Source organism: Candidatus Hepatoplasma crinochetorum Av, from assembly GCF_000582535.1.
In the GTDB taxonomy this organism is placed as follows: domain Bacteria; phylum Bacillota_I; class Bacilli_A; order Mycoplasmatales; family Hepatoplasmataceae; genus Hepatoplasma; species Hepatoplasma crinochetorum.
The window spans coordinates 113,892-131,506 of the sequence record NZ_CP006932.1 but is presented as its reverse complement, the minus strand read 5'-3'; the positions used below and the strand labels follow the sequence as shown (position 1 = coordinate 131,506).

The window sequence follows — 17,615 nt, the reverse complement described above, 5'->3', positions numbered from 1 at the left end:
TAAATATTAACTATATTCTTGATTAAATTTATTAATTGTTTTTGTAAGTAAAGAATTTAATTTTTTTTCAATTTCATTTGTAAATTCTAATTTTTGATTCATATCTTTTGCAATTTTTTTGAATTCTTCTTTATTTTTTACTTCTTTTGCTAAAAATTCTTTAAATTGTGGAATTAAATTAATATTTAAAAGATCGATCATTTTTTGATCAATTAAATAAAGAATAATTGCTTGATATGATTGTGTATAAGGAGAATATTGTTTTTGCTTTAAAAAAGCCATAATTTTGCTCCCATTTTCAAGAATTGTTTTTGTTTCTTGATCAAGATCAGATGAAAATTCAGAAAAAGATTTAATTTCTCCATAATTTGCTAACTGTAATTTTAAAGAAGAAGAAACTTTTTTTATAAGTTTTGTTTGGGCAGCTGAACCAACACGAGAAACAGAAAGCCCTGAATCAACAGCGGGTCTTTGTCCGGAATTAAAAGCATCAGTCATCAAAAAAATCTGACCATCAGTAATTGAAATTACATTAGTAGGAATATAAGCAGAAATATCCCCCGCTTGTGTTTCTATTATTGGAAGTGCTGTAATTGAACCATTCCCATAATTTTTATTAAGTTTTGCTGCTCTTTCTAATAAGCGAGAATGAATATAAAAAACATCTCCAGGATAAGCTTCACGTCCAGGTGGTCTTCTAAGTAATAACGAAAGTGAACGATAAGCAACAGCATGTTTACTTAAATCATCAAAAATAATTAGAACATCTTGTCCTTTTTCCATTCATTCTTCTGCAATTGCAATTCCTGTATAAGGAGAAATATATTGCATTGCATCAGATTCAGAAGAATTAGCAGAAACAATAGTTGTATATTTTAAAGCATCTGCATCTATTAATTTTTGTGTAATAATCGCAAGTGAAGAATTTTTTTGTCCAATTGAAACATAAACACATTTTACATTTTTACCTTTTTGATTAATAATCGCATCAATCGCAATTGCTGTTTTTCCTGTTTTCCGATCACCAATAATAAGTTCACGTTGTCCTTTTCCAATTGGAATCATCGCATCAATTGCTAAAATTCCTGTTTCAAGTGGTTGATTTACAGATTGTCTTGTCATTATTCCTAATGCCACACGTTCAATTTCTCTTGTTTTATCACTTTTAATTACATTCTTACCATCAACAGCTTGACCTAAAGAATCAACAATTCTTCCTAAAAGTTTATCACCAACCGGAACTTGAACAATTTTTTTTGTTCGTAAAACTTTATTACCCTCATTTATATGAGAATATTCCCCCAAAAGAATAACTCCTATTAAATCCTCTTCTAAATTAAGGGCCATTCCATATGTATCTTTTGGAAATTTAAGCAATTCACCTAATTGCGTATCATAAAGTCCAGAAACAGTTGCAATTCCATCAGAAATAGCAACAACTTTCCCTTCTGAACTTTTTTTTGTATCAAGATTATAATTTTTAATCTGATTTTTAATTATGCTTGTAATATTAATATTCGCCATCTAATGTGATCAGACCTTTCTTATTTATTAATTCTTCTGTTAAATCATTTAATTTTTTTAAAATTGAATTATCTCAAACATTATCACCAATAATTAATTTAACACCACCGATAAGTTCTCCATCAATTTTTGCATCTAAATAAACCTTTTTTGTTCATTTTTTACTAATTACATTAGTAATTTTATTAAGATCTTTTAAATTTTTTTTATGAGCAAAATAAATATTTCCTTCGACAATTTTATTTTCATTATTATAAATTTGAATAAATTTTTTAAGAATAAAATCAAATTTGCGAACAATTTTATTTTCAATTAAAACAAGAATTCAATTGATAAATAATTGCTCTTTTTTATAAATTTTATCTAATGTTTTTTTTTTATTTTCTAAATCAAGATTATAATCAGCAAGAAAATCAATAAAATTAGTATTCAAAACTGCTTGTAATGTTTCCTTTATTAATAAAATTGTTTTATTAAGATTTTTTTGTTCTTTTGCTAATTGATAAAAAGCTTCTACAAAAGGTAAAATGTTTTGATTATTTTTCATTTTGAATTGTTTTGATTAAATCATCAATCATTTTTTGATCCACTTTAGGATCTATTTCTTTTTCAAGAATTTTTTTTGCAACTAAAATTGAAATTGAAGAAATTTCATCTTTTAATTTTTCATACATTTCAATTTCTTCATTTTTAATTTGCTCGCGTGCTTGTTCAACTGTAGTTTTTGCTTTTACATTTGCTTGTTCAATTATTTGTGCTTTTAATTCATTTGCTTCTTTTTTTGATAAATCAATAATCTCTTTTGCTTCATCTTTTGAAGCTTTCAATCTTTCACCAATTGCTGCTTGTGTTTTTAAAGCATCAGAGTTAATTTTATTTGCATCTTTGTAACGATCATCTAAGAATTTTTCTCTTTTTTTAATACTATCTTTAATTGGAAAATATAAAAAATATGAAATTACAACAAATAAAATTCCTAAACTAATAATTGTTGCAAGTGCTTCAATTAAAAGTGTTCAACAAAAATCCATTCTCAAAAATCCTTTTTCTTTATGCTACAAAAATTAATAAAATAGCAATAACAAGAGAATATAAAGCACTTGATTCAGCAATTGCAGATCCAATAATCATCATATTTCTAATTTTTCCTTCTGCTTCTGGATTTCTCCCTACAGCCTCAGCAGCTCTACCAGCAGCATATCCTTGTCCAACTCCTGCTCCCAAAAATCCAACAGCAGCAACTCCAGCACCAAGATAAGCAAAACCTTTATCTGTAATTGTAGATTCTCCTACCATCATATCTTGTTGTGTTGATTGTAATACATTTGTTGTATCTTCAAAAATTACACCATAATGAATTAATGATGCTAGAATAACTAAAATTAATGTAATTATTGCAATAATAAGAGTCGATCATTTTACAAAAGTATTTAAATTTTTGTAAAAGTTTTTTGATTTAATATTTGTATTTAAATTTTTATTCATAAATTTCTCCTTAGTATTTTAAAATTTAACGAAAAATAATTTTAACTACTACTTTTCGTTTTCTTTTTTTCAGATTTTAATTGTCTTTTAAGCTCTTTTTCTGCTTTAAAATGTTCTTTTCTTTCTTTTTTATCTCATGAAGGACCATGTTCTAAACTTCAATATAAACATGTAAGAATAGCAAATACAAATGCTTGAATAATTGTTAATCCTGAATCAAGTATTTCTCATACTCATATTCCCGGTGAAATTCCAAGCTCAGCAAATAACATTGCTTGTTCATTATTATCTGTAACTCCCCCTACCATAATTACAATAATTTCATCAATTACATAACCAGCAAGTGTAGCTCCAAATAAACGAATTGAAATTGAAAGAAGAGGACTAAATTGCCCTAAGATTTCAATTGGATTTGCATATTTATGCTTAATAAAATGAATTAATCCACTTGTACAAACTCCAACAACATAAATTCCAATAAAAGTAATTATTCCTAATGTAAAAGTAAAAGCAAGACTTGTAGCAGCAGGAAGTAAATTAATTAGTGATAAAAGATTAGCAACTAATATAAAATTAAACAATGTAAAAAAATATGAATATGCTTTTCTTAATTTTCCTCCTGTAATTGAATCAAATAAATTATTAAAAGCATTTACATAATTTTGTGCAAATAAAACAATACCTGTAGCTGGTTTTTCAGGATCAAATTGTTTAAGTTTACGATTAATATATCAAACAATCAAAATTGTAATAATAAGAGTTATTATTAAAGTAAAAATAAAAGCACCTAGATTTAAAACTAAAGCTAGAGGACTAGAATTATCTTGTGTTTCACTAAAATAAGTACTATATTGATTCATTTTGAACTAAACTTTTTTGATCTTTTATAATATTTTTATTATTTTTTCTTTTTAAGAAAAAAAAGATTACATAATCATAAATTGGAATTAAAAATACCGCAAGATAATAAAGAGAATATACCAATAAATATATGAAAATATTTATTGGTTTCATTAATAATTCTACTCCTTTTACATTCAAAATTGCAAAATTAATTAAATATATTGCAATAAAGAAAAATAATAAAAAAAAGGTAATTCTTACAACAAATAAAATAAGTGATTTGCTAATAGAAATTTTCTTAAATAAAAATTTATTAATTATAAAAGTAATTAAAAAAAGAAAATAAACAAGCAAAATTGAATATAAAAAGCTATATAGAACAAATGGATATCAAAAAAAACAAATAAAAGAAATTATGATACTTAATAAAGCAAGAATTGTAAAATTTATTAAAATTTTAAAATTTAAATTTAAATTAATTAATTTACTTAGTACCATAGATTCGATCACCAGCATCGCCAAGACCTGGGATTATATAACCTTTTTGATTAAGCTTTTGATCAACTGAACAAGTAATTAATTCAACTTCCGGAAATTTTTTATTTATTTTTAAAACTGCTTCTTCTACAGTTACAATTGAAACAAATTTAATATTTTTAATTTTTTCTTTTTTAAGAATTTTTAATGCTTCAATTGCACTTCCTCCTGTTGCTATCATTGGATCCAAAATAATATTTAAACTTTCTTTTTTTGCATCACTAGGAAATTTAAATAAATATTTTTTTGGTTCTAAAGTTTTTTCATCACGATAAAGACCAATATGACCAATTTTAGCATTTGGGACAACTCCCAAAAAACCTTCTACCATTCCTTGTCCTGCTCGAAGAATCGGAAATAAATTAATTTTTTCATTCAAAATTTTTCCTGTTGTTTTTTTTATTGGTGTTTCTATTTCAATTTCTTTTAATTTAATATTACGTAAAACCTCAAAGGCAAGTAATCTTGAAATTTCATCTAAATACTCACGAAAATCCTTTGAATTTGTTTTTTTATCTCTAAGTAATGTTAATTTATGTTGAATTAGAGAATGATTAATAATTTTAATTTTCATAATTTTACAATCCTTTTTAAGATTTTAAAAGATTATAGATTTTATCAGCAAGTGCAATAAAATCTTTTTCTTTCCAACCTCTAGTTGTCATTGCTGGTGTTCCTAATCTAATTCCAGAAGCAATTTTTGGACTAAGAGGATCAAAAGGGATAGCATTTTTATTTATAGTAATATGATGTTTTTTTAAAATTTTTTCTGCTTCTTGTCCTGTAATATTAAAGCTTTTCTTTACATCGATAAGCATTAAATGATTATCAGTTCCATTTGTTGTAATCTTAACATTATGTTCAATCAATCTATTTGCAAGTGCTTTTGCATTTTTTATTACTTGTTTTTGATAACTAATAAAAGATTTATCTAATGCTTCTCTAAAAGCCACTGCTTTTGCTGCGATTACATGCATCAAAGGTCCACCTTGACTACCTGGAAAGACAGAACTATTAATTTTTTTGAAAATTTCTTCTTTATTTGTAAGAATAATTCCTCCTCTTGGTCCTCTTAAAGTTTTATGAGTTGTTGATGTTACAATATCTACACCAAAATCTAGAGGATTAGGATGTAATTTAGCAGCAATAAGACCAGCAATATGAGCAATATCTGCTAATAGATAAGCCCCGACTTGATCTGCAATATTACGAAATTTTTTAAAATCAATAATTCGAGGATAAGCTGAATATCCACAAATTATTAAATCAGGTTTTACTTCTTTTGCAATTTCTAAAATTTTTTCATAATCTAAAAGATTAGTTTTCTTATCAACTTCATAGGTATATGAATCGTAAAAAATTCCACTCATTGTAATTTTAAAACCGTGGCTTAAATGTCCTCCAGAACTAAGTGATAATCCTAAAATTTTACTTCCTGGTTTTATTAAAGCATTATAAGCAGCAAGATTTGCTTGTGTTCCAGAATGAGGTTGAACGTTTGCATATTTTGCATTAAATAATTTCTTTAATCTTTCAATTGCTAATGTTTCAATTTTATCAACATTTTCACACCCTTCATAATATCTATTATTAGGATAACCTTCTGCATATTTATTAGTAAGAATAGATCCTGTAGCTTTTAATACATCATTGGAAACAAAGTTTTCTGATGCGATTAATTCTATTTCATTTTCTTGTCTTTTTTTTTCTAATAAAATTAAATTTTCGATTTCTTTATCTTTCATATTTTTTTACCTTCTTCTAAATTTTAAATTTTTTAGTTTAAAATTAAATTAATTTCTAATAATCTCAACTTTATCCTCTAATAAAGAAATAATTATTGATGATTTTTTTGCCTTTATTTTTTTATTAAAACCATTAATTTTAAATTCATTTTGAATTAATTTCCCATTATCAAATTCTTTATTATTTGTAAGATTTGCTGAAGTAGCAAATAAAGGAACATTTATCTTTTCAAAAACTTTTTTTGTATTTTTTAAAATTTTTTGCTCTCAAATTGGTAATCTTATAAGAATTGTATTTTGATTTGTTAATTTTTTAAAAAAGGAAGAACTAGGAACTAAAAAAGATTTATTTCCTGGTAATTCTTGAATTAAGATTTGCTTTTGGAATTGCGATAATTTTGTATATTTTTCAATTTGAGAAAAATCTAAGAAAAAAACTTGTAAAGGTTTTTCTAATTCTCTTCCTTTTAATTTATTAATATTTTTTAAATTTTCAAGAGAAATTAGACTAAAAAAACCATATACAGTTTCTGTAGGCATTGCTATTATTTTATTATTATTTAGATCATTTAATAATTTATTAATTTTTAATAATTTCATTTTTAATCCTTGATTTTTTTAATTACAAGATATCTATTAATATTATTCAAATCTTTTACAAAATAAAAATTTAATTTTTTAAAATCTGCTAAATAATTTTCCAAATATTTATCTTGATCTAATCCTATTTCAAAATACATTCTTCCATTTTCTTTTAAAAATTTCTCATTATTTTTAATAAGATATTTATAAAAATAAAAACCTTTTTCTTTTGCATATAAAGCTTTTTTTGGTTGGATTTTTTTTACTATTTTTGTTATTTTTTGATCATCATAAGAAATATAAGGAGGATTTGCAACAAGAAAATCATATTTTAAATTGTTTTTAATTTTAAATACATTTTTCTTTAAAATAGTTTCCTTTTTAAGATCTATATTATTTCTTTTTGCATTTATATTAGTTAATTTAATTGCTTTTTTATTAATATCTATTCCATCTACTGTATTTTCACTATTTTTTAAAATTGAAAGAATTATTGCCCCTGTCCCAATTCCAATCTCAATTCCTTTTTTTTGTTTTTCATTTGAAAGAATAATTTCAACAAGTCCTTCTGTATCATATTGGGGAATAAAAACACTTTTATTAAGTTTTAAATCTAAATTGTAAAATCTTTTTTTTTGACAAATTGAATTTAAATCTTTATTACTAATAATTTTTTTCACTTTATAATTAATAATAATTTTTTCTTTTATCGTAAAAAATTTTTTCTCTTTATTTTGAAAAAAATAAAAAATATCTTTTTCAAAATAATTAGCAAGAAAGAGATATAAATTATTACGATAATTTAAATCCTTTTTGAAAATTAAATCATTTAATGTGTATCTTTTTTTAAAAAATATCATTTTAATTATTTTTATCTTTAAAACTAGAATGTAATAAATTTAAAAACTCTTCTAAATCACCACTCATAATAATATCTAATTTTTTTAAAGTTAAATTTATACGATGATCGGTAACACGATTCTGTTGATAATTATATGTTCGAATTTTTTCTGCACGATCACCTGTTCCAACTGCTTCTTTTTTTGTTTTATTTAAATTCTGTTGTTCTGCATCTAATTTTTGTTGATAAATTTTACTTCTAAGTGACTGCATTGCTCTTTCTTTATTATCATGTTGACTTCTTCCGCTTTGTGAAGAAGAAATAATTCCTGTAGGAATATGTAAAATTCTTACAGCAGAATCTGTTTTATTTACATGTTGTCCCCCAGCACCAGAAGATCTATAAGTATCAATTCTTAAATCACTTTTATTTATCTTTAAATCTAAATCATCTAATTCAGGAGTAACAGATACTGTTGCTGTTGAAGTATGAATTCTTCCATTACTTTCTGTTTCAGGAATTCTTTGTACTCTATGGACACCAGATTCATATTTAAATCTTCCATATGCTCCTTCTCCCATAATTTTAAAATTAACATAAGAAATACCTTTTTTTTCTGATTCTTGTAAATCTATTATTTTTGCTTTAAAGCCTATTTTTTGTGCATATTTTAAATACATATCTAAAAGATCATTTGCAAAAATATTAGCTTCTAAACCACCAGCAGCTCCTTTAATTTCAATAAAAGCATTGTATTTATCAATGGGATCTTTTTCAATTAAAGAATCTAATAATTTTTCTTCTAATATATTAATTTCTTTTTTATTATTTGAAATTAATTTTTTAAGTTCATTAATTAATTTTTTATCATCTTCTAATTCCAAAATTGATTCAGAATCTTTTATTTCTTCTTTTAAATCAAGATATTTAATATAAAGTTGATATGTAAATTGATATTTTTTCTGTTCTTTTGCATATTCTTTAATAATTTCAAAATTATTATTTTTTGTTTCTTTAATAATTTTTTGATCAAGATCTTGATATTTTTTCTTAATCTCTTCTAAATTTTCAATGAGTTGTTTTTCCATATTTTTTTATTTTTTTAATTTAGTATTGTTTGCTTTCTTTCTTTAAATGATTAAGATACTTTACAGTTGCTTGGTCTGATAATTTTTTTTCTTTTATTAATTTAAAATCATTTTTGTTATAAAGAGGAAAATAACTATCTCCTTCGTATCTTCCTTTAATTTCTGTAATTATCATTTGATCAACATAAGGTAAAAATTCCTCATATATTTTACTTCCACCACAAATATAAATCTCATTATCTTGTGAGTATCTTAAGATATCGAAAACTTTATGAAATACAACCACTTTGTCATCTTTTGGATCATAATTTAAATTACTTGTTAATACAATTATTTTTGAAACATCTAACTTATCTTTTATTTGTAAAAGACTTTCATAAGTAATTCGTCCCAATACAATTATTTTTCCTTTAATTTCATTGCGAAAATGTTCAATATCTTCTTCAACTTTTCAAGGCAATTTATTTTTATTTCCAATTAAAAAAGCACTATCGTGTGCGGCAATTATTTTTAACATTTTAAACAGCTACCTTTCCTACAATTTTTGAATGATGTTTATAATTTATTAATTCAAAATCTGAAAAATTATAATCTTCAAGATTTTGATATTTATTTTTTATTTTTAATTTTGGTAAAGGATATGGATTTCTTTCAATCTGCAATTTAACTTGCTCAATATGATTTTTATAAATATGAAAATCACCCAAAGTATGGATAAATTCTTTTGCTTTTAATCCTAAATGATGAGCAATTAAAATTGTAAGAATCGAATATGATGTAATATTAAAAGGAACTCCAAGAAAGAGATCTGCTGATCTTTGATATAATTGACAACTTAATTTACCATCGATAACATAAAATTGAAAAAAAGCATGACAAGGAGGAAGAAGCATTTTATCTACATCATTAGGATTTCATGCTGAAATAATTATTCTTCGTGAATTTGGATTCTCTTTTAATAATTTTAAAGCTTCCTTTAATTGATCTTTGCCATCAAAATCTCTTCATTGTTTTCCATAAACTGGTCCTAAATTTCCATATTTTTTTGCAAAATTAAGATCCTTTTTAATTAAATTTACAAAATCACTCATTGTTTCATTTTTATAATCTTTACTATTTTTAAAATTTTGATATGGTCAATCATTTCAAATTGAGACATCATTTAAAACAAGATATCTAATATTTGTATCTCCCTTAATAAATCATAATAACTCATGCAAAATTGCTTTAAAATTAACTTCCTTTGTTGTAATTATTGGTAAATTATTTTCTAAATTATATCTTGTTTGTGTTGCAAAATAAGATATCGTACCTACTCCTGTACGATCTTCTTTTTTATTTCCTTCTTTTAATACTTTTTGTAATAAATCTAAATATTGTTTCATTATTTATAAAATATTTCCGAATCCTCATATATTTTTACTTCTTGATTTAATATTTTTTCTGTGAATCTATGTTCATCACATCTACTCTCATAAATTATTTGATCTTCCTGATCATCTACTATAATCTCAGGAGATTTATCATTATCAAGATGATTATTAATTAATCTTACTGTTCAAGCAGAAGGCATATTACAAATATGACAACGAGCAAATAAATGATGTCTATTATACTCTGGTGATTTTTTTATTAATTTTTTGATTTCTAAAAAATCATTTCCCAAATAATTTTTTTCTAAAGAGGCAATATGAAGACGATAATTTTTTAATAATAAATCATCTATAACAATATTTATATCCCCCTCTAACATAAACATTTCATCAAAAAAAATATCTTCTATATCTATATTTTCTAAATATTTATAAACCTCTTTAATATTTTTTAAAGGAATTGCCTCAACCTTACCTCCATCCCGGGAAATTACAAAATTTTTCCCCCTAGTATCAATTTTTGGTTTGAAAATAATCTTTTTTTCCTTAAGTGAATTATAAACTTCAATTAATTTTTTTGACTTTCCCGAAAACATCGGACCATAATAAAGATATAAATTTGAATTTGCTTTCAATTTTTTACAAATATTTCCTTTAACTTTAATAAATAGATTTTATCAATTTTAAATTAAAAAATAAACTTTAATAATTTAAAAAATTATTAATGATATTATTAAATTATGAAAATGAAGATCGATCTTAGAAATATTTCTGAAAAACAAAAAATATTAGATAAATATATTCTTGAAAGAAATAATTTAGAAGAAAATGAAGAAATTTTTGATAAAAAAATTATTGCTCTTTTTGTAGAATTGGGAGAATTTGCAAATGAATTAAAATTTTTTAAATATTGATCAAAAAAAGAAAAAAGTGCAGATGAAATTATTTTAGATGAGTTTGTTGATATAATTCATTTTTTAATTTCAATTGCAAATAATCTTAATTATAATGATTGAAAATTAGAAATTTCAACAGAAAATAAAAAAATTGAATTAATTTTTCTTGAAATAATAAATTTAATTACAATATTACAGAAAAATAAAGATAAGAAAATCCTAAAAGAAATTATTATAAAAGTTCTTGAAATAGGAATTATTTATAATTTTAAAATTGAAAAAATATTTGATTCTTATCAATTAAAAAATGAAATAAATTTTGTAAGACAAAATACAAATTACTAATTAAAAATCTTTTGATTTAAAACTATAAGGTAATAATTGATTAATTGTAAATTTTTTTATTTCCTTTTTAAAGTTATAAATATAAACAATTGCTTTATTGTTAGAAGATTCATTTATTACTTGTCTACAACTACCACAAGGAGTAGTGAATTCATTACTATTATTGTTTGATTTTGATAATAAATGAATTTCTCTAATATCTCCTCATATTACTCCCTCTGTAATTGCATTAAAAATTGCATTTCTTTCTGCACAAATTGTATTTGAAAAAGCGGCGGATTCAATATTTACACCCTTATATTCTTTTCCATTTTTTGTTTTAATAATTGCTGCTACTTTAAAATTTGAATATGGTGAATATGAATTTTTTAGCAATTTTTGTAATTTTTCAAACATAGTATAACTCCTAAAATTAAATATTTATATCATTAATAACTTTTGCAACACCGTTTTTTTTCGCTGTTTTTGTTGTAAATTTTGCTATTTTTAAAAGTTCTTTATTAGAATTTTTCATCGCAACTGGATAACCAACTATTTCAAAAAGAGATTTATCATTTAAAGAATCACCGATTGCAATTGAATTATTTAAATTAAATTTTAAATAGTCAGCAAGGACTATTGCTGCAGATCCCTTTGTTACTCCCTCTGCAGTTAACTCAATATAAATTCCAAATCCTGAAATTACAATTTTAAATTGTGGAAATTTTTCTTCTAGTTCATCAATAATTTTTTTTGATCTTTTTTTGCTAAGTGACCCTATAATTCCAATTTTTGAAGTTTCAAAATTTTTAAATTTATTAAATTCATCTAAAGAAAATTTTCTCAATTCAAAATCATTAATTAATTTTGAAAAAATTTTTTGTTTATATGTTTTTTTGCTAAAAGAATAAAAATAACTAGAATCTGCAAACCTAAAAATTCAATTTGGATGATTTTCTCTAAGATATTTTAAAAAAATTAAAATATCTGAAAAAGATATTTTTTTTTGATGAATAATAATTTTTCGATCAAAATTTTCAATTATTGCTCCATTTGAATATATTACAAAATCAGAATATTTATTAAGATGAATTTGATTTCAAATTCTTACAATATCTTCTCTTGATCTACCTGTTGCAATTACTGTTCATATTTTTCTTTTTTGTAAATTTTTGATTTGTAATCTATTATCTAAAGAAACATCATATTTCTTTTTTCTTGTTGTAAGTGTTTTATCAAGATCTATAAAAATAACTTCAATATTATTAAACATTTATTTTTTTACCTTTTTTAAAAGTCTTCTAAATTGATTTAGAAAATTTTTTTCATTAATAATTATAACTTTTTCTGGAACTTTACCTTGTGTAATTAAATTTTCAAAATTATTATTCAAATATATAAAATAATTACTTTGATTTTCTTTTAAATAATCAATACTAATTTTTGCAATTTGATCAGATTCAATACTTCTTATTTCTTCTTTTTGATTCTCAATTTTTTGATCTGAAATATCATTAAATAAATCATATATTTTTTCATCGCTTTGTTCTTTTTTTAAAAATTTAACTTGATCAGAAAATTGAATTTTGTTAATTTTTTTTATTTCATCAATAAAATAACAACCAAAAACTATATTTGCCTTTTTAAATTTGATTTCATATAAATATTTATCTTTTTTATTAAAAGATAAATTATGGAAAATAAAAAATCAAATATTATGATTTATTATTTGCAATATTTTATCTTCTTTTAAACCTATTGAAATAATTAAATTAAAATAAAAAACTAAAGAAAATCAAATAATTAAAAAATATATAAATATAATAAAAGAAATTCAAATAGTATTATTAAAAACTCCTTTTTCATAATTTGTAAGACTTATAAAAATAAGCATTGGAAGCAAAGCTAAGAAAGCATTTATAAATATAAATACAAAAACTAACTTAAAATATATCGAATAATCTTTACTTTCATTTTTCTTTGAATCAAAATATAAAATTGTAAAAATTAAAAAAGAATATAAAATGAAAAAAGAAAGTCAAAAAATTCAAGATTGAGCAATATTTAAATCTAAAATAGTAAGACTTGAAAATGGTAATGAAACAAATAAAATAAAGAAAAAATAAAAAAAGAAAGTTAATAAAAAGATTGAAAGAGGATAGATAATATTTTTAAATTTTAAATTCATTTTTAGTTATTTGCCCTCCTCCAAGACATAATTTGTGTTTATAAATTACAACTTCTTGTCCTGGAGTAACCGCTTTAATATCTTCCTTTGTTTTAATAGTAATTTTCAATTTATTTTTTGTATTTTTAACATTTAATATTTCTGCTTCATATTGAATTTCAGAATGTCTTGTTTTAATTCAAACAAAATCTTTTAATAATTCTAATGGTGCTAATAAATTAAAATTTTCTGTTTCAATATAATTTGAATATAGAAATTCTGGATTTTTTTCTGTTGCTACATATAATATATTTTTTTTAACATCTTTTTTACTCACAAAATAAGGTTCTTTATTTCCGCTTAAATTAAGTCCCCTTCTTTGTCCCAATGTATAAAATAAAACTCCCCGATGTTTTCCTATAACTTTGTTTGTTTTTTGATCAATAATTTTTCCTGGTTTGTCTTTTAAATAATTAGCAATAAAATCAGGAAAATTTCTTTTCCCTATGAAACATATTCCTGTTGAATCCTTTTTTGTTGCTGTTGGTAAATTTGCTTTTATTGCAATTTTTCTTACTTCACTTTTTTTTAAATTAGCAAGTGGAAAATAAATTTTATTTAATATTTTTTTATCAATTTCTGAAAGAAAATAAGTTTGATCTTTAAATTCATCGATTGCTTGTCCTAAAAAATAATCATCATCTTTTGTCTTTATTGATGCATAATGACCGGTTGAAACATATTCTAATTCTGGATAATTTTTGAAAATATAATCAGTAAATTCTTTAAATTTTATATATTTATTACAAAAAATATCAGGATTAGGAGTAATCCCCATTTTAATTTCTTTAAGAAATTTTTGAAAAACTAAATCTCAATATTGTTTAATAAAATTTATTCTTATAAGCTCTATTCCTAAAAAATCAGCAACTTTTTTAGCATCTAAATAATCTTTTGTTTGTTGACAAACTTCATCATCTGTAAGAATATAATTAAGTTCAGAATTTATTGCAGAATCTCAATTAACCATAAAGAATGCTTTTAATTCATATCCTTCTTTTTTTAAAAGATAAGCAGATGTAGCAGAGTCTACCCCTCCTGAAAGAGCAACTGCTATTTTAGCTCCCTTTTTTGGTTTAAAATCGTTCAATGAAGTTTGAATAAGTTGTTCTTGATCTTCTTCTTTTTGTTCTATTTTTAATTCCTTTTGTTCTGCTTTAAACATTTTAAAAGCATCGAAAATTGATCCTCCCTTTTTAGAAAAAAGAACATAAATTAAAACTAAAGCAAAAAATAAAGAAATTGTTCATCCTCATTCTCAAACAAAAATAAAAATTACTATTATAAATAACAATAATCCAATTATTTTATATTTTAAACTACTCATTTTTTAAAAAATAATCCTTAATTAATTTTGTTGCTAATTTTGGATTGGCCTTTCCTTTTGATATTTTCATTAATTGACCAATTATAAATTTTTCAACCCTTTCGGGACGATTAGTATATTGATCAGCTAATTCTTGATTGTTATTAATGATATCTACAATTAATTTTTCTAATTCTTTTTCAGAAAATTGAATTTGCTTTTGAAAAAAAAATAACTCTTTTGTAATATCTTTATTTAAAAATAAATTATTAATAAACTGATTTAATTTTGTTGTTGTGATTTTATTTTCGATATGTAATTTCAAAATTTGCGAAATAATTTTTGATTCTAATTTAAATTCTAAAGGATCTATTTTTAATAAATTAAATTGTCCTTGTAAATTTGTTGTAAGAAATGATAAAATTTTTTTTTCATCAATTTTAGAATTTAATAAATCTTGATAAAGATTATATATCTTTGGTGAAGATAATATAAAATCTATTTCGTTTTCCAAATATTTTTTATCAATAAATTTCTTTCTTAATAATTGTGTATCAATAATTTTAAATTGATCAAATTTATCTAGTGATTTCTTATCTAAATTAATAATTGGAATATTATATTCAGGAATATAATTATATTCTTTTAGTGATGTTTTTTTTCTAATAAAAATTGTTTTCCCACTTTTTTCATCAAATTTTTTTGTAACTTTTAAAACTTTTTCTCCATTTTTAATTTTTACAATTTGATCACTTATTTCTGTTTCGAGAGCTAATTTTATATTATTAAAAGAATTTAAATTCTTTAATTCAACTCTTGTTCCTAATTTTTTATCATTCTTATTACGAATAGAAATATTTACATCAACTCTAAAAGAACCCTTAAATAATTTTCCATCATTAACTTCAATAAAAATTAATTGATTTGCAATTTGTTTTACATAATTTAAAACATCCTCAATTGTTTTAAAATTTTTATGATCACTAACAATTTCAATAAGAGGGATTCCGGCACGATTAAAGTCATATCCAACAAAACCGTTATTTAAATCAATTTTTTTTGCAGTATCTTCTTCTAAATGAACATCAGATATAACAATATCTTTTTTATTTCCTTTTTGATCAATAATTGTAAATTTTCCTTTTACACCAATAGGTTGATAATATTGTGTAATTTGAAATCCTTTTGCTAGATCAGGATAATGATAATTTTTCCGATCAAAAGAAATTTGCTTTGCTATTTTTGTATTTAAAACTTTTGCAATTCGATAACCAAATTCAATCATTTTTTTATTAACTAATGGTTTTTCACCTGGATAACCTAAATCTATTGCATTAATATTTGTATTTTCTTTTGCATTTAAATCGTTTTTGGAAGGAGAAAATGCTTTTGTTTTTGTTTTTAATTGGGCGTGGATTTCAACACCAAAAGTGATAATATAATTATCATCAATAATAAAATTATTTTTCATCTTTTAATCTTTCAAAAATTTTTGCTATTCTAAAGCAATTCAAATCATCATTAGGTTTTGTTGCAATATTTATAAAAACAGATTCAGATTTTTCATTTGTAATTGGAAAACTCAAAGATGGAGAACCATTACTATTAAATAAAGTTAAAAAATTATCTGCTAATGTTCGTGAATTTTTTATTCTATTTTGCTGTGCTGTTTTTTTATTGGGCGCAAAATCCATTACTGCAGGAAGAACTAAGGCATCAACTTGTTCAAAAATTTTATCCAACTCTTTATTTATTAAATGTCTTATTCTTCTTGCTTGATTATAAATTTTTTCATGTTTTGAAATTGAATATGCAGCAAATAAAAATCTTTTTTTAACTTCATAAACAAAATTATCTCCACGTGCTTTTTTAATTGCATCTAAATAGTTTTTATTTTGATCGTATCCATTACCAAATAAAAATCCTTGTAAATTAGAATTACATGATAAAGCTTCAGTAGAAGATACAACATCATAAACAATTGAAATAAGTGATAACAATTCAAAATTGGCTTTTAAATTTTTAAGTTTATAACCTTTCTGCTTATATTTATTTAAAAATAAAATATAAGTTTCTTTTATTTTTTGATTTTTAATTTCATTTAATATTTCAGGAAAATAACCAACTATAAGATTTTTTTTATCTTTATCTAAATTTTTAAAGTAGGAAAATTTTTGATCTATTTTCTTACTTGTTTGATCTTTTGAATCATATCCTTTTAAAATATCTAAAAGTAATGCTGATTGTTCAATTGTTTTTGTAAACCATCCAACAGTATCTCAACTAGGAGCAAAATCAAATAAACCATATCTAGAAACAAGACCTCAAGTTGGTTTAAATCCAATTACATTTCCATAAACGGCAGGTTTACGCACAGAATCACCAGTATCAGAACCTAATGAAAAAGGAACAATATCTTTTGCAACTAGATATGCAGAACCTGAAGAAGATCCTCCAATAATTAGATTTTTATCAAAAGGATTATTAACTCCTTTATAATGTGATGTCATTCCCGATCAACCCATTGCAAGTTCATCAAGATTTGCTTTGAATAAAGGAATTGAACCTTCTGATAATAATTTTTTAAAAACTGTAGAAAAATTAACAGGTCTAAAATTATCAAGTAAAATTGTTCCGGCTGTTGTATTAACATTTTTAATTGAATAATTATCTTTAATTGCAAAAGGGATATTACTTAATTTACCTTTTTTTGATATTTCAAAATTATTAAAATCAAAAACAAATAGAATAGGTCCTTCTTTTAAAAATTTTTTATTAATTTCTTTTGCATAATTTAAAAAATTTATTTTTTTTCAATTTTCTTCATCAAAAATACTTTTCATT

General features: G+C 22.7%; 21 protein-coding genes. 2 read left to right on the top strand and 19 right to left on the bottom strand.

Going from position 1 to position 17,615, the window contains the following annotated elements; all coding sequences use genetic code 4:
- Positions 1-6: 6 nt before the first annotated feature.
- Genes atpA through X271_RS00640 form a run of 5 tightly spaced genes read right to left on the bottom strand, consistent with a single transcriptional unit; the run spans position 7 to position 3,869 of the window.
- Complete coding sequence (gene atpA, locus X271_RS00660) at positions 7-1,524, bottom strand: F0F1 ATP synthase subunit alpha (protein WP_038462221.1); 1,518 nt, start codon at positions 1,522-1,524, stop codon at positions 7-9.
- On the bottom strand, positions 1,511-2,071 hold the full coding sequence (atpH, locus tag X271_RS00655; RefSeq protein ID WP_025208542.1) for an ATP synthase F1 subunit delta: 561 nt from the start codon (positions 2,069-2,071) through the stop codon (positions 1,511-1,513). Before atpH ends, atpA begins: the two co-directional genes overlap by 14 nt.
- Positions 2,061-2,555 carry a F0F1 ATP synthase subunit B gene (gene atpF, locus X271_RS00650; RefSeq protein ID WP_025208541.1) on the bottom strand — a complete coding sequence of 165 codons (495 nt, stop codon included), beginning with the start codon at positions 2,553-2,555 and terminating at the stop codon, positions 2,061-2,063. Before atpF ends, atpH begins: the two co-directional genes overlap by 11 nt.
- 19 nt (positions 2,556-2,574) lie before the next feature.
- Positions 2,575-3,009 (bottom strand): ATP synthase F0 subunit C, encoded by a 435-nt coding sequence (gene atpE, locus X271_RS03370; protein ID WP_025208540.1) that lies wholly within the window; start codon positions 3,007-3,009, stop codon positions 2,575-2,577.
- Positions 3,010-3,050: 41 nt separating this feature from the next.
- Complete coding sequence (locus X271_RS00640; protein ID WP_025208539.1) at positions 3,051-3,869, bottom strand: F0F1 ATP synthase subunit A; 819 nt, start codon at positions 3,867-3,869, stop codon at positions 3,051-3,053.
- 131 nt (positions 3,870-4,000) lie between these two features.
- Here X271_RS00640 and X271_RS03245 point away from each other — a divergent pair, with 131 nt between their 5' ends.
- Positions 4,001-4,198: a hypothetical protein gene (locus tag X271_RS03245; RefSeq protein ID WP_128824164.1), complete on the top strand. Its 198-nt coding sequence runs from the start codon at positions 4,001-4,003 to the stop codon at positions 4,196-4,198.
- Positions 4,199-4,336: 138 nt separating this feature from the next.
- Here the strand turns inward: X271_RS03245 and upp are convergent, their stop codons facing one another.
- The 8 genes from upp to X271_RS03085 are packed head-to-tail and all read right to left on the bottom strand — an operon-like array spanning position 4,337 to position 10,653.
- Positions 4,337-4,963 carry a uracil phosphoribosyltransferase gene (gene upp, locus X271_RS00630; RefSeq protein WP_320408548.1) on the bottom strand — a complete coding sequence of 209 codons (627 nt, stop codon included), beginning with the start codon at positions 4,961-4,963 and terminating at the stop codon, positions 4,337-4,339.
- 16 nt (positions 4,964-4,979) lie between these two features.
- Positions 4,980-6,134, bottom strand: a complete 1,155-nt coding sequence (glyA, locus tag X271_RS00625; RefSeq protein ID WP_025208536.1) for a serine hydroxymethyltransferase — start codon at positions 6,132-6,134, stop codon at positions 4,980-4,982.
- Positions 6,135-6,182: 48 nt separating this feature from the next.
- Positions 6,183-6,734: an L-threonylcarbamoyladenylate synthase gene (locus X271_RS00620; RefSeq protein ID WP_025208535.1), complete on the bottom strand. Its 552-nt coding sequence runs from the start codon at positions 6,732-6,734 to the stop codon at positions 6,183-6,185.
- A 2-nt stretch (positions 6,735-6,736) separates the two neighbouring features.
- Positions 6,737-7,576: a HemK/PrmC family methyltransferase gene (locus X271_RS00615; protein WP_025208534.1), complete on the bottom strand. Its 840-nt coding sequence runs from the start codon at positions 7,574-7,576 to the stop codon at positions 6,737-6,739.
- A 1-nt stretch (position 7,577) separates the two neighbouring features.
- Entirely contained in the window at positions 7,578-8,645 is a 1,068-nt protein-coding gene (prfA, locus tag X271_RS00610) for a peptide chain release factor 1 (protein WP_025208533.1), read from the bottom strand.
- Between the two features lie 19 nt (positions 8,646-8,664).
- A complete protein-coding gene (locus X271_RS00605; protein ID WP_025208532.1) occupies positions 8,665-9,162 on the bottom strand; it encodes a dihydrofolate reductase in 498 nt (165 codons plus the stop codon).
- Position 9,163: 1 nt separating this feature from the next.
- On the bottom strand, positions 9,164-10,030 hold the full coding sequence (gene thyA / locus X271_RS00600; RefSeq protein WP_025208531.1) for a thymidylate synthase: 867 nt from the start codon (positions 10,028-10,030) through the stop codon (positions 9,164-9,166).
- Complete coding sequence (locus X271_RS03085) at positions 10,030-10,653, bottom strand: thymidine kinase (RefSeq protein WP_025208530.1); 624 nt, start codon at positions 10,651-10,653, stop codon at positions 10,030-10,032. Before X271_RS03085 ends, thyA begins: the two co-directional genes overlap by 1 nt.
- A 105-nt stretch (positions 10,654-10,758) precedes the next feature.
- Between X271_RS03085 and X271_RS00590 the strand changes: the two genes are divergently transcribed.
- On the top strand, positions 10,759-11,259 hold the full coding sequence (locus X271_RS00590) for a dUTP diphosphatase (RefSeq protein WP_128571620.1): 501 nt from the start codon (positions 10,759-10,761) through the stop codon (positions 11,257-11,259).
- On the opposite strand, the gene cdd is transcribed toward X271_RS00590, so the two are convergent.
- Genes cdd through X271_RS00560 form a run of 6 tightly spaced genes read right to left on the bottom strand, consistent with a single transcriptional unit; the run spans position 11,260 to position 17,614 of the window.
- Entirely contained in the window at positions 11,260-11,655 is a 396-nt protein-coding gene (gene cdd / locus X271_RS00585) for a cytidine deaminase (RefSeq protein ID WP_025208528.1), read from the bottom strand.
- Positions 11,656-11,671: 16 nt separating this feature from the next.
- On the bottom strand, positions 11,672-12,511 hold the full coding sequence (locus tag X271_RS03080) for an HAD family hydrolase (RefSeq protein WP_025208527.1): 840 nt from the start codon (positions 12,509-12,511) through the stop codon (positions 11,672-11,674).
- The gene (locus X271_RS00575; RefSeq protein WP_025208526.1) at positions 12,512-13,426 is read right to left on the bottom strand and encodes a hypothetical protein; all 915 of its coding nucleotides are present in this window, start codon (positions 13,424-13,426) and stop codon (positions 12,512-12,514) included.
- Positions 13,410-14,792, bottom strand: a complete 1,383-nt coding sequence (gene mnmA / locus X271_RS00570) for a tRNA 2-thiouridine(34) synthase MnmA (RefSeq protein WP_025208525.1) — start codon at positions 14,790-14,792, stop codon at positions 13,410-13,412. The genes X271_RS00575 and mnmA overlap by 17 nt, the downstream gene beginning before the upstream one ends.
- Positions 14,785-16,242, bottom strand: a complete 1,458-nt coding sequence (gatB, locus tag X271_RS00565) for an Asp-tRNA(Asn)/Glu-tRNA(Gln) amidotransferase subunit GatB (RefSeq protein ID WP_025208524.1) — start codon at positions 16,240-16,242, stop codon at positions 14,785-14,787. Before gatB ends, mnmA begins: the two co-directional genes overlap by 8 nt.
- A complete protein-coding gene (locus tag X271_RS00560; protein WP_025208523.1) occupies positions 16,232-17,614 on the bottom strand; it encodes an amidase family protein in 1,383 nt (460 codons plus the stop codon). The genes gatB and X271_RS00560 overlap by 11 nt, the downstream gene beginning before the upstream one ends.
- Position 17,615 lies beyond the last annotated feature (1 nt).